The organism is Stenotrophomonas sp. SAU14A_NAIMI4_5, assembly GCF_003086795.1.
Classification (GTDB): domain Bacteria; phylum Pseudomonadota; class Gammaproteobacteria; order Xanthomonadales; family Xanthomonadaceae; genus Stenotrophomonas.
The window spans coordinates 3,589,593-3,601,520 of the sequence record NZ_CP026003.1 but is presented as its reverse complement, the minus strand read 5'-3'; the positions used below and the strand labels follow the sequence as shown (position 1 = coordinate 3,601,520).

The window sequence follows — 11,928 nt, the reverse complement described above, 5'->3', positions numbered from 1 at the left end:
CGCAGCGTCAATCAGGAAATTACGAAGGTAAAGCCCGGATATCGCGGGTGGGCGATGCCAATTTCCGCAAAAAGTTGTACATGCCTGCGCTGACCGGGAAGACCTACAACCCGACTCTGAAGGCCTTTGCAGAACGTCTCAGCGAGAAAGGAAAGCCATTCAAGGTCATCATGTGTGCGCTGATGCGCAAGCTCATACACCTGGTCTGGGGAGTACTGAAGAGCGGCCGACCGTTTGAGCCTGAAGTCGTCCTTGCCTAGGCAAGGACGACACGGTATCTACCACGGGGTTGCCTCGGGTAGCCACAGGGTCACGGCTGCGCCGCCCAGCGGGCTGTCGCCAATCTCCACGTGTCCACCATGGCGCTGGGTAATGGCCTTGACCATCGCCAGCCCCAGCCCGAAGCCTTCGGTGGATTGGCACAGGCGCACGTAAGGCGCAAAGACCTGTTGACGGTGGGCGGGGGGAATGCCCGGTCCGTCGTCTTCCACGCGCAGGCGCAGGCCGCCCTGGTGCAGTTCCGCCTGCATGCGCACTGCCGAACGGGCATGCCGCACCGCGTTGGCCAGGAGATTGCGCACTGCCAGATCCAGCGCCGCTTCGTTGGCGTGTACCGTCAGCTGCGGGCAGCATTGGCAGGTCACTGCGGGGCCGGGCGGCCGGCAGATGGCCGCTGCCGCATCCCGCAGCAGTGTCTGCACGTTCACCGGGCGGCGTTCCACCAGGGGCATCCGCCCAAAGCGCAGGTATTCCACGCTGGCGGCGGTCAGGTCCTGCAGCAGCTGCAGATCGGTCTGCAGATCGTGCAGCAGGGTGCCCTCATCGTCCGGCACCGCCTGCTGTTCTTCCATCAGCCCGACCGTAAACCGCATCCGCGCCAACGGCGTGCGCAGTTCATGCGCCATGGCCTGCCCCAGCAGGCGCTGGCCGTCCAGCAGTACCTGCAGCTGCTGGGAAAGATCATCCAGGGCATGGCCCAGCGGCCGCAGCAGGCGGGTGCGAAGGGGCGGCACGGGGTGGCTGAAGGCATTGGCCTGCAGGTGATGCACGGTGTCGTGCAGGACCTTGACGTCATGCCAGAAGCGGTGGATGAGAAAGTACAGCGGAAGCGCCACGGCGGCTGCGACGGTGGTCAGCAGGCTCAGCCAGTACAGGCCGTCCTCCAGCAGGTCCTCCTCATCGTCATCGTTTTCGGGCACGTTGCTGAAGTCACCCAACGTCAGCACGGAGCTCGTTCCCGTGAGCCGTTGGTGGCTGTAGGCCCCGTCGGCGGACACCACGATCTGCCCGTCCCGCAGCTTGTCCGCCTCAGCAGCCGGCAGCTGCCCTTCAACCTCAGCCAGGGGTTGCAGCTGCAGGGGGTAGGCGAACAGCGTCTGCAGCCCCGCCAGGGCCTCAGCGCGCTGCGTTTCGGGCACCTGCAGTAGGCGATCGGCCAGCAGCGCATGGCTGCCCTGCACGCGGTAGTGCAGGGTGGAGACCGGCGTCGGGTCGAGCAGCCGTTCCCACAGCAAGGTGCCGGCCGTCAACAGCAGCAGTTGCGCCGCGATGAAGATCACGCAGTAGCGCACATAGAGGGGCAGTGGCCCCTTCAGGCGCCGTGGCCTCATTGCCAGCCGCTTGCGTTGAACAGGTAGCCTCGCCCGCGCACGGTGCGGATGCGCAACGGCTCGGTGTCGAGATCGCCCAGTTTGCGACGCAGCCGCGATACGCGTGCGTCGATGGACCGGTCCATGCCGTCAAAGCCGATGCCGCGCAGGCCCTTGAACAGGTCATCGCGATGCAGGATACGGCCGGCGTTGCGCGCCAGGATCAGCAGCAGATCGAATTCGGCCGTGGTCAGCGCAATCGGCGCGCTGTCCAGCTGCACGGTACGGCTGCCGGGGTCGATGCTCAGCTGACCAAAGACAAGCAGCTCGGGCTCAGACCGTCCGCCCGCGTGCGCGCGCCGCAGGTGGGCACGCAGACGCGCGACCAGCACGGCCGGCTCGATGGGTTTGGTGAAGTAGTCGTCCGCGCCGAGCTCCAGCCCTACCACCTGATGGATGTCATCGGCGCGTGCGCTGAAGATGCACAGCAGGCCGTTGTAGGCACGCCGCAACGCGCGGCAGGTATCCAGGCCATCCATGTCCGGCAGGCCGAGGTCAAGCAGAATGATCTGCGGGGTGTCGTTGGCCACGTGCTCGATGGCGTCCTGCCCGTTCGCAACGCGGGTGACGTGGAAGGCGTGGCGCTGGAGATAGCGGGTGATCAGACCGGCCAGGCGGTCGTCGTCTTCAACAAGCAGTAGCCGATGCATGGGCGTTGGGAATAGTTGCAGAACGCGGTCGATGATAGGCAGGGCACTGCCATTCACGTCACTGCCAAATGCGACACGGCGCCAGCGTGCGGGGGGTGTGTTCAGCTGGCCGGGCGTGTCGTTACAAAGGGTCATGATCGGCCTCAGCGCGGTGACATCGCTGCCACAGACGCACTGAGGCGGGGGCGCGGAGGCGTCCGCAAGCTGGGGGCTCCAACAGAACGGAGTTCCACATGACGCAGTATTTCTCTCCTCTTCTTGGCGCGTTGCTGCTGGCCGCAGTGCCGGCCGTAGCCTCGGCCGATGCCTCGGACCGCACGGGTGTCTATGGCGTAGCCGGCCTCGGCAAGGCGCAGTTGAGCGCCTACGGCAAGCACGTGCCCAATGACAAGCAGACCAAGGACGTGGGGCCGTCGCGCCTGGCCTACACGCTGGGCGCCGGTTACCGCATCAACCGCTACGCCGCAGTGGAATCGGACTTCAGCAGCATGGGGCGGCACGCCAGGACGTCTGCCAAGGGCAACGGCACGCCGCAGCGCACCGGTGTCAGCAGCCGCGCAGTGTCGGTCTCGGCGCTGGGTATCGTGCCGGTGGGCCAGCACGTTGAACTGTTCGGCCGGGCCGGCCTGGGCAACATGCAGTCGCGCTATATCGCAGGCGGTTCTACCGATGCGCGTACCGTCAAGACCAGTGGGCTTGCGCGTCAGTACGGCCTGGGCAGCCAGCTGCACCTCTCCGACAGCAGCTTCCTGCGTACCGAGTACAGCGTGTTGCGTGCGCGCAAGGGCAGCGACGTGGCCAGGGCGGTGAATGGCGACCGGCTGCACAACGCACAGCTCACCCTGTCCTACGGCTATCGATTCTGAGCGAGGCGCCGGAGCGGGCAGTCTCTCCCTGCCCGTTTCGGCCCTCGGGTGATGAGGCCCGCACAATGAACGGAATGGCGGGGATATGGTCCCCGGAAATCTCCAGTGCCCCGGTGCAGCAGCGCGTCCTGGCAATGCTGGAGGCCGCGCCGGCTGCACCCGGCGGGCACTGCCAGTGGCTGGATGCGGGGAGGCGTCTGGCGCTGGCACGGGTAGGCACTGAGGTGAGCCATGCGGGCTCGGTAATGCACTCGTCGTGCGGGCGCTACGTGGTCATGTGGGATGGCTGGGTCGTGACGCCTGGCCGACTGCCATTGGCCGATCTGATCAGCGTCAGGGGCGTCGCCGCGGCCGTGCCGCAGCTGAGGGGCGCCTATGCGCTGACGGTCTTCGATACCCACACCGCAGAACTCTGGCTGGCGCGTGATGCCGCCGGGCAGCATCCGCTGTACTACGGTTGGTCGGCCGGCAGCCTGGTCTTTGCCAGCGCACTGGGCATGCTGCGCGCAGACCCGTGTGCGGCGCATCAGATCAATCGCGATGTGTTGGCGCTGTATCTGCAGCGCGGTTATGTGCCGGCGCCTCACTGCATCGTGAAGGGGGTGTTCAAACTGCGGCCAGGCACAGTGCTGCGGCTTGATGTGGCTGCGGTTACCCGCGGCCCGCAGCTGCACCATGCCGGCATCGACCAGCAGCTGCTGCAACCGGTGGTCGCTGCATCGACGCTGGGAACTGCAGGCAGTGTCGGGGACCGGGAGGCCATCGATGCGCTGGATGCTCGCATTCATCAGTGCGTGGGCGTTGCGCACGAGGCTGGCGCGCATGCGGCGTTCCTTTCCGGTGGGGTCGACTCGTCGCTGGTGGCGGCAGCGCTGCAGGCGCACAGCGCACAGCCGGTGGATACGCTCTGCGTGGGCTTCCACGATGAAGCACACGACGAGCGTGCGTGGGCAGCAGCGGTTGCAAAAGCGTTGGGCACTCGCCATCACGACGTGTTGCTTTCAGGGGCATCGGTCTTGGAGATGATGCCGGCCGTTGCCGCTGCATGGTGCGAGCCGTTTGCCGACGCATCGCAGGTGCCTACGCTTCTGGCCAGCCAGTGGATGGGGAACCACTGCAGCATGGCGCTGGCGGGGGATGGCGGCGACGAACTGTGGTTTGGCCATGCCGCCCACGCCAAGGCCCTGCGCAACGCGCGCCTGGCACGCTGGCTGCCAGCGGCCGTACGCGGCCTTGCTGGCCGGTACGCGCGAGGCAGTGGCGAGCTGCCGCGGCTGGGCGGCTGGCCTGCGCTGCTGGCCAATGTCGCCAGCGCTGACATCCGCCATCACTTCCATCTGCGCACTGTGCGCTGGCGTGATCCCTGCCGTCTGGTGAAGGGGGCGCGCGTGCTGCGCACGCCCTATGACGATCCACACGGTATTGCCTTGTACGATGACGATGCACGGCAGCTGCAGCAGCTGGAGGTCTGCATGGAGCTGGCGGAGGGCATTCTGACCAAGACCCACCGCGCGGCTTTGCATGCCGGGCTGCAGGTGCACGCGCCGTTGCTGGACCCGGCGATCATGGCGCTGTCATGGCAGTTGCCACTGCACCTCAAGTATCGCGACGGCCAGCACAAGTGGCTGCCCCGACAGGTACTGCTGCGTTACCTGCCGGACGCGCTGGTCAACCGGCCCAAACGTGGCTTCGGGCCACCGGTGGCCACGTGGTTGCGCGGGCCGCTTCGACCCTGGGCAGAGGCGTTGCTGTCACCCAAGGCGTTGCAGGCCCATGGCCTGTTTGATCAGGCCATCATCGTGTCCATGTGGCAGCAGTTCCTGGCCGGGGAGCGGCGCTGGCATCCGCTGCTGTGGACGGTGCTGATGTTCCAGGCCTGGTACCAGCGGCACGTGCTCGGCCCCGTGCGGCCGCCGTAGAGCCGAACCCATGTTCGGCTCAGAGCCATGCCGTAGAGCAGCCGAGCGTGGGCTCGGCTCTACAGGGGCGGTGCGATGTAGGCGGTGATCTCCGCTTCTGCCAGCAGCTGCCGCAGCTGCGCGATCGATGCCCGGCGCATCGGCTTCTCGTCCACCGGCGACAGCGGTGCCTGGCGCAGGGCGTCGTAGGGCAGTACGGCCAGGTCGAAGGTCAGTTCCTCGGCACTGAACACCCACACCGGTACATCCAGGCTGCGCTCGCGGTCCAGGCGCAGGCGACGCACGCGCGATTCGGCGGGGATGCCATGTTCGTCGAGGAAGCGGTGCACGGCTTCCGGGTCATCGCTGTGCACGTGCAGCTGCACGGGGCTGTTGGCGTCGGCGGTGCCGTCCAGCACCGGCCCAACCAGGCGCGGGGCGAAGCCATGCAGGAATTCCAGGGCGCGCCCTGCGGCTTCGCGGCGGCGCTGCAGGTCGTTGCCGTGCTCGGGCCCGGCGAACAGGCGCTGGTACTCGCGCAGGGCGTCTTCGATCTCGACGTTGCGGGGCAGGGAGGCATCGTCGTGGATGCCGAGGCGGCTGGCGGCCTTCAACTTGGCCTGGTGGTAGTCGCGGATGCCGCCTTCGGCCATGAGGCGGGCGGCTTCGTGGGCGAGGCGGTGGCGCCGCTCGCGGGTCTGGCTGGCAGCATGCTGACGTGCCCGATGCATGCAAAGACTCCTGATGCGACCTGGGGACAGGTTAGCGCAGTGATGTGACATCTGCGTGGGGGCGGGCGTTGGTAGCGGCCAACCTTGGTTGGCATCTACCGGTAGCGCCGGGCCATGCCCGGCGGATGTCCAAGTGCCAACCAACGGTTGGCACCCACCGAGCCAAGGCAGTGCCAACCAACGGTTGGCACCCACCGAGCCAAGGCAGTGCCAACCAACGGTTGGCACCCACCGAGCCAAGGCAGTGCCAACCAACGGTTGGCACCCACCAGGCAGAGGCAAAGGCAGTGCCAACCAACGGTTGGCACCCACCTGTACCGGCACCCATGCCGGCCTTAGAAGATATCGAACGCGGCGGCGTCGGCCTGCGGGGTGTTCTGCAGGTTGAGGTCATAGTCGGTCAGGCGGTCCATGTCCTCCACCTTCACCCACTCCACCGCTCCGTTGAGCGTGGCCTGGACCATGCCGGCCGGCGGTTCGTTCTCGGCCAGCGGTACGTCCTTCAGGGCGGTGCGCATGTAGTCGATCCAGATCGGCAGGGCGGCCTTGCCACCGTATTCCCGGTAGCCCAGCGAGCGGAAGTCGTCGCGGCCCACCCAGACGGTGGTGACGTACGGGCCGCCGAAGCCGGAGAACCAGGCGTCGCGGTGGTCATTGGTCGAACCGGTCTTGCCACCCAGGTCGGCGCGGCCGAGCACCTTGGCGGCGGTACCGGTACCGCGCTGGACCACGTCGCGCATCATCGACACCAGCTGGTAAGCCGTACGGGCGTCGATCGCGCGCGGGGCGGTGCGGGCGTCCGGGTTGACCGGCGCAGCCGGGGTCTCGGTGGCCGGCTTGGCAGCTGCGGTGGCATCGGGCTTGGGCGCCGGGGCACCGAAGTTGAAGCCATCCACCACCTGGTTCACCGGCTGGTCGCTGGTGCCGGCGCACTCGCGGCAGGCCAGGGCCGGGTTCTCCTTGAACACCACGGTGCCGTCGCGGTCGGTCACCTGGTCGATCAGCCAGGTGTCCACGCGCGAGCCGCCGTTGGCGAACACGGCGTAGCCGCGGGCCACCGACAGCGGGGTGAGCGAGGCGGTACCCAGCGACATCGACAGGTTCGGCGGCAGTTCCGATTCGGCAAAACCAAACTCGCTGATGTACTTGCGCGCGTAATCCACGCCCATGCCATCAAGCAGGCGTACCGACACCAGGTTGCGCGACTGCACCAGGGCTTCGCGCAGGCGCATCGGGCCGCGGAAGCCGCCGCCGTCGTTCTGCGGCGCCCAGGTCTTGCCACGGCGGTCGCGGAACACGACCGGGGCGTCGAGCACGATCGAGGCTGGGTTGTAGCCCTTGTCGAAGGCGGCCGCGTAGACGAACGGCTTGAAGCTCGAACCCGGCTGGCGGCGGGCCTGGGTGGCACGGTTGAACTTGTTGCCGGAGAAGCTGAAGCCACCGACCAGGGCCTTCAGGGCGCCGCTATGGGCGTCCAGCGAGACCAGGGCGGACTGGCCGCGCGGAATCTGGTCCAGCAGCCACTCGCCTTCCTTCGCACCAGCGCGCACGCGCACGATGTCGCCGCGCTGCACCAGCTTGCCCGGGGTCTTGTTGGTCCACTTGGCGGCGCCCGCCGGCAGCACGATCTCGCTGCGGTTGCCCAGGACCACGGTGGCGCTGCCGTCGGCGCCGGTGCTGGCGACGATGGCCGGCAGCAGGCCGGCCTGGCCGGCGATGCCGCGCAGGTGCTCGGCCAGGGCAGCGGCGTCATCACCGGCGCCCAGCTGCACCTGCTTCTCCACGCCGTGCCAGCCGTGGCGGTGGTCGTACAGCAGCAGGCCGTCACGCACGGCCAGGTTGGCCGACTCCTGCAGGGTGGAATCAATGGTCGTGGTGACGTGGTAACCCTTGTTGACCACGTCGCCGCCGAAGCGGGCGATCATTTCCTGGCGCACCAGCTCGGCCACGTACGGGGCGTACACCTCCACCGGCGGCTCGTGCGGGGTGGCGTGCATCGGCACGGCCTTGGCCGCATCGGCCTCGGCCTGGCTGACGAACTTCAGGTCGGCCATGCGCTGCAGCACGTAGTTGTCGCGGCGCTGGCGGGCACGTTCCGGGTTGGAGATCGGGTTGCCGGAGGAGGGGAACTTGGGGATGCCGGCCAGCGAGGCCATTTCGTCCAGGTCCAGCTCGTTCAGCTTCTTGCCGTAGTAGAACTCGGCGGCGGCGGCCACACCGTAGGCGCGGTTGCCGAAGAAACTCTTGTTCAGGTACAGCTCGAAGATCTCGTCCTTGCTCAGCTCGGACTCGATCTTGCGGGCCAGCAGGATCTCGGCCAGCTTGCGGGTGTAGCTGTACTCGGAGCTGAGGAAGAACTGGCGGGCGACCTGCTGGGTGATGGTCGAACCACCCGGCACGCGCCGGTCGCTGGTGGTGGCCAGCAGCCACACTGCGCGGGCGATGCCCTTGTAGTCCACGCCGCCATGCTCATAGAAGCGGGCATCCTCGGTGGCCAGGAAAGCCCGCTTCAGGTTCTCCGGCACGTCCTTCATGGTGATGGGGGTGCGCCGGGTCTCGCCGAAGACGGCCATCAGCTTGCCATCGGCAGCATAGACGTACATCGGCTCCTGCATTTCCACGTCGCGCAGGGTCTGCACGTCGGGAAGCTTGGACGATACGGCGTAGTACAGGCCGCCCACGGCGGCAGCACCAACCAGCGCCAGGACCAGGACAACAACAAAGATCCAGCGCAGCCAGCGGCGGAGACGAGTCATCGGTGTCAGATTCCGATTGCGAATTTCGTGGTCGCAGAGTATAGATTACGCAAGGTAGCGGCTGGGGCCGGTACCGGGGAACGCAAGGGGAATTGCCAGGGGCTGCGTGTTCATCCTGTGAGGGATTTCACAGCAGGGCGGTTGCCATTCGCTAAAAATACGTTATTAATGCGCGGACGCAGATCCTGTGTCCAAGTGCCCGTCGGCAGGGGAGAAACCGTGGGGCTCATCCCAAAAAGTCAGTCGCCGCTCATTGGCGTCGACATCAGTTCGACTGCGGTAAAGCTGTTGCAGCTTTCCCGCAGCGGCAACCGTTTCCGCGTGGAACACTACGCCGTGGAACCGTTGCCGCCGAATGCTGTGGTTGAAAAGAACATCGTCGAGGTGGAGGCCGTGGGTGAGGCCATCCGCCGGGCGATGAACCGTTCCGGCAGCAAGGCCAAGCTGGCCGCGGCCGCCGTGGCCGGTTCGGCGGTGATCACCAAGGTGATCCCGATGCCGGCCGACCTCGACGAGGGCGACATGGAAGCCCAGATCGAGCTGGAAGCGGTCAACTACATTCCGTACCCGATCGAGGAAGTGAACCTGGACTTCGAGGTGATCGGGGCGATCCCGAACAACCCGGAGATGGTCCAGGTGCTGCTGGCTGCCTCGCGCTCGGAAAACGTCGAGCTGCGCCAGTCGGCGCTGGAGCTGGGCGGCCTGCAGGCCAAGGTGATGGACGTGGAGGCCTTCGCGGTCGAGAACGCCTTCGCCCTGGTGGCCAGCGAGCTGCCGGTGTCCCACGACGGCGTGGTGGCCCTGGTCGACATCGGCGCCACCATGACCACGCTGAACGTCCTGCGCGGCGGCCGCAGCCTGTACAGCCGCGAACAGGTGTTCGGCGGCAAGCAGCTGACCGATGAGATCATGCGCCGCTACGGCCTGAGCTACGAGGAAGCCGGTCTGGCCAAGCGCCAGGGCGGGCTGCCGGAAAGCTACGAAGTGGAAGTGCTGGAGCCCTTCAAGGAAGCGACGGTCCAGCAGATCAGCCGCCTGCTGCAGTTCTTCTACGCAGGCAGCGAATTCAACCGGGTCGACCACATCGTGCTCGCCGGCGGTTGCGCCGCGCTGGCCGGTCTGCCGGAGATGGTCGAAGAGCAGCTGGGCGTGCCGACCGTGGTCGCCAACCCGCTGGCACAGATGACCCTGGGCCCGAAGGTGCAGGCGCAGGCGCTTGCCCAGGATGCCCCCGCGCTGATGATCGCTACCGGTCTGGCACTGAGGAGCTTCGACTGATGGCACGCATCAATCTATTGCCCTGGCGCGCCGAACGGCGCAAGCAGCGCCAGCGCGAGTTCGGCGTCATGCTCGGCATGGCCGCGCTCGGTGGCCTGCTGCTGTCCCTGCTGATCTGGTTCTACTACGACATGCAGGTCAGCGGCCAGCAGGAGCGCAACGCGTACCTGCAGACCGAGATCGAGAAGGTCAAGAAGCAGAACGAGGAGATCAAGCGCCTCGACGAGCAGAAGAGCCGCCTGCTGGCGCGCAAGGCCGTCATCGAGCAGCTGCAGGCCAAGCGTTCGCAGATGGTCCATCTGTTCGATGCGCTGGTCCGCACCATTCCCGATGGCGTGGTGCTGACCTCCCTGAAGCAGGACGGTGACATGCTCACCCTGGAAGGTCGCACCCAGTCCAATGCACGCGTTTCGGCGTACATGCGCAACCTGGCTGTCTCCGGCTGGATGACCAACCCGGAGCTGTCGATCATCGAAGCCAGCAACCCGGAGAAGGACAAGGAGATCCGTCCTGGTGGCCCGGTGGCTGACATCAAGGCGCTGCCGTACATGTTCAAGGTGACGGTGAAGCTGCCGGCACAGAGCGACGAGACCACCACCCCCGGCCTCAATGCCGATGGCTCGGTGACGGCGCCCGCCGCTGATGCTCCGGCCGTCGCGCCGCTGGTGGCAGGTTCGGATGCGGCCGCTCCGGCAGCTGGCCCGGCTCCGGCCCAGCCCGGCGCTGCTCCGGCCGCTGCTCCGGCACCTGCTGCTGCTCCGGCGAACGCCCCGGCCGCCCAGCCCGCGCCGACAGCGCCGACAGCGCCGGCCGCCAAGCCGGCGGCCACGCCCAAGCCTGAGGGGAGCCGCCTGGCGCAGCCGCCGCAGGCCTTCCACGCCCCGCTGCAGGGGGACCGCGCATGAGCAAGAAAGTCGACCTCAAGAGCCTGGACTTCAACGACATCGGCAACTGGCCGCGGAACGCGAAGATCGTGTTCTGCACGCTGATCGCCCTGGTCATCATGTTCGTGGCGTACATGCTGCTGATCAGCGGCAAGCGCGAGGAACTGGCAAGCCTGGAAGGCCAGGAAGCCACGCTGCGCGAACAGTTCAGCACCGAGCAGGCACGCGCGGTGAACCTGGAACCGCTCAAGCAGCAGCTGGCACAGATGGAGCAGGTCCTGCAGCAGATGCTGCGGCAGCTGCCCAGCAAGACCGAGATGCCGGACCTGATCATCGACATCTCGCAGACCGCGCTGTCCAGCGGCCTGACCAACCAGCTGTTCGAGCCGGAACAGGAACAGATCAAGGAGTTCTACGCCGAGAAGCCGATCAAGCTGAAGATGGTGGGCAGCTACCACCAGTTCGGCGCGTTCGTCAGTGGCGTGGCCTCACTGCCGCGCGTGGTCATCCTGACCATGCACGACATCAACCTGAAGCCGGCCGACAAGACCGGTGGCAGCATCCGCGCCGGCGCGCTGGAGCTGTCCGGTACGGTCAAGACCTACCGGTATCTGGATGAGTCCGAGATCGCAGAGCAACAGGTTGAACCCGGCAAGGAGGCACAGAAGTGATCCGTTCCTTCATTGCACGGGGTGGCATGGCGATGGCGGTGTTGTTGCTGGCCGGCTGCGGCCGCGGCATCACCAGCACGCCCGGCGACGCCCCCAATCTGGAAAAGTGGGTTGAAAGCGAGCGCGCACGACCGGCGCAGCCGTTGGAGCCGCTGCCGGTAATGCAGCAGTTCGAGACCTTCGAATATTCCGCGCAGGGCATGCGCGATCCGTTCACCGATGCCTGGGCCAATCCGCAGCAGGGGGCTGGTGGAACCCGTCCGGATCCAAACCGGCGCAAGGAGCCGCTTGAAGGCTTCCCGCTGGATGCGCTGGACATGGTGGGCACCATCGGTACCGGAGGCGGCACTGTCGCTCTGGTGATGGGGCCCGACAAGGTGACCTACCGGGTGCGCCCGGGTGGATACCTTGGGCAGAGCGACGGGCGGGTCACCGCGGTCTACGAAGACCGCGTGGAACTGATCGAACTTGTGCCGGACGGTGCGGGGGGCTGGCTGGAACGTCCGGCCACGCTCGCGCTCGATGATCAATGATCGTTTACTGGG

General features: G+C 66.7%; 11 protein-coding genes. 7 read left to right on the top strand and 4 right to left on the bottom strand.

The genetic code is table 11. From position 1 onward, the window contains the following. On the top strand, nucleotides 1-260 hold a 260-nt coding region (locus C1925_RS16625; protein WP_159097589.1), incomplete at its 5' end, for a transposase. Nucleotides 261-278: 18 nt separating this feature from the next. Here the strand turns inward: C1925_RS16625 and C1925_RS16620 are convergent. Both C1925_RS16620 and C1925_RS16615 read right to left on the bottom strand, forming a co-directional pair. Next, entirely contained in the window at nucleotides 279-1,610 is a 1,332-nt protein-coding gene (locus C1925_RS16620) for an ATP-binding protein (protein ID WP_108769854.1), read from the bottom strand. Next, nucleotides 1,607-2,434 carry a response regulator gene (locus C1925_RS16615; RefSeq protein ID WP_301553961.1) on the bottom strand — a complete coding sequence of 276 codons (828 nt, stop codon included), beginning with the start codon at nucleotides 2,432-2,434 and terminating at the stop codon, nucleotides 1,607-1,609. Before C1925_RS16615 ends, C1925_RS16620 begins: the two co-directional genes overlap by 4 nt. Nucleotides 2,435-2,532: 98 nt before the next feature. On the opposite strand from C1925_RS16615, the gene C1925_RS16610 reads away from it, so the two are divergent. Then, nucleotides 2,533-3,165 carry an outer membrane beta-barrel protein gene (locus C1925_RS16610; RefSeq protein WP_108769852.1) on the top strand — a complete coding sequence of 211 codons (633 nt, stop codon included), beginning with the start codon at nucleotides 2,533-2,535 and terminating at the stop codon, nucleotides 3,163-3,165. Between the two features lie 65 nt (nucleotides 3,166-3,230). Beyond that, nucleotides 3,231-5,084, top strand: coding sequence for an asparagine synthase C-terminal domain-containing protein (locus C1925_RS16605; protein WP_108769851.1), 1,854 nt, complete (start codon nucleotides 3,231-3,233; stop codon nucleotides 5,082-5,084). Between the two features lie 59 nt (nucleotides 5,085-5,143). On the opposite strand, the gene C1925_RS16600 is transcribed toward C1925_RS16605, so the two are convergent. Together C1925_RS16600 and C1925_RS16595 are read right to left on the bottom strand one after the other, a co-directional pair. Continuing rightward, on the bottom strand, nucleotides 5,144-5,794 hold the full coding sequence (locus C1925_RS16600) for a hypothetical protein (RefSeq protein ID WP_108769850.1): 651 nt from the start codon (nucleotides 5,792-5,794) through the stop codon (nucleotides 5,144-5,146). 335 nt (nucleotides 5,795-6,129) lie between these two features. Beyond that, nucleotides 6,130-8,550 (bottom strand): penicillin-binding protein 1A, encoded by a 2,421-nt coding sequence (locus tag C1925_RS16595; protein ID WP_108769849.1) that lies wholly within the window; start codon nucleotides 8,548-8,550, stop codon nucleotides 6,130-6,132. A 219-nt stretch (nucleotides 8,551-8,769) separates the two neighbouring features. On the opposite strand from C1925_RS16595, the gene C1925_RS16590 reads away from it, so the two are divergent. From C1925_RS16590 to C1925_RS16575, 4 genes are read left to right on the top strand one after another with little or no spacing between them, the layout of a single operon-like run. Beyond that, nucleotides 8,770-9,828, top strand: coding sequence for a pilus assembly protein PilM (locus C1925_RS16590; protein ID WP_108769848.1), 1,059 nt, complete (start codon nucleotides 8,770-8,772; stop codon nucleotides 9,826-9,828). Beyond that, on the top strand, nucleotides 9,828-10,733 hold the full coding sequence (locus C1925_RS16585) for a PilN domain-containing protein (protein ID WP_108769847.1): 906 nt from the start codon (nucleotides 9,828-9,830) through the stop codon (nucleotides 10,731-10,733). Before C1925_RS16590 ends, C1925_RS16585 begins: the two co-directional genes overlap by 1 nt. Next, nucleotides 10,730-11,383, top strand: a complete 654-nt coding sequence (gene pilO, locus C1925_RS16580) for a type 4a pilus biogenesis protein PilO (RefSeq protein WP_108769846.1) — start codon at nucleotides 10,730-10,732, stop codon at nucleotides 11,381-11,383. The genes C1925_RS16585 and pilO overlap by 4 nt, the downstream gene beginning before the upstream one ends. A 26-nt stretch (nucleotides 11,384-11,409) precedes the next feature. Further along, a complete protein-coding gene (locus C1925_RS16575) occupies nucleotides 11,410-11,916 on the top strand; it encodes a pilus assembly protein PilP (protein WP_108770744.1) in 507 nt (168 codons plus the stop codon). Nucleotides 11,917-11,928: the final 12 nt, after the last annotated feature.

Excerpts from the sequence above, each read along its gene's own strand:
- C1925_RS16620 (WP_108769854.1), bottom strand. The coding sequence starts at position 1,610 with ATGAGGCCACGGCGCCTGAAGGGGCCACTGCCCCTCTATGTGCGCTAC.
- C1925_RS16615 (WP_301553961.1), bottom strand. The coding sequence starts at position 2,434 with ATGACCCTTTGTAACGACACGCCCGGCCAGCTGAACACACCCCCCGCA.
- C1925_RS16610 (WP_108769852.1), top strand. The coding sequence starts at position 2,533 with ATGACGCAGTATTTCTCTCCTCTTCTTGGCGCGTTGCTGCTGGCCGCA.
- C1925_RS16605 (WP_108769851.1), top strand. The coding sequence starts at position 3,231 with ATGAACGGAATGGCGGGGATATGGTCCCCGGAAATCTCCAGTGCCCCG.
- C1925_RS16600 (WP_108769850.1), bottom strand. The coding sequence starts at position 5,794 with ATGCATCGGGCACGTCAGCATGCTGCCAGCCAGACCCGCGAGCGGCGC.
- C1925_RS16595 (WP_108769849.1), bottom strand. The coding sequence starts at position 8,550 with ATGACTCGTCTCCGCCGCTGGCTGCGCTGGATCTTTGTTGTTGTCCTG.
- C1925_RS16585 (WP_108769847.1), top strand. The coding sequence starts at position 9,828 with ATGGCACGCATCAATCTATTGCCCTGGCGCGCCGAACGGCGCAAGCAG.
- pilO (WP_108769846.1), top strand. The coding sequence starts at position 10,730 with ATGAGCAAGAAAGTCGACCTCAAGAGCCTGGACTTCAACGACATCGGC.
- C1925_RS16575 (WP_108770744.1), top strand. The coding sequence starts at position 11,410 with ATGGCGATGGCGGTGTTGTTGCTGGCCGGCTGCGGCCGCGGCATCACC.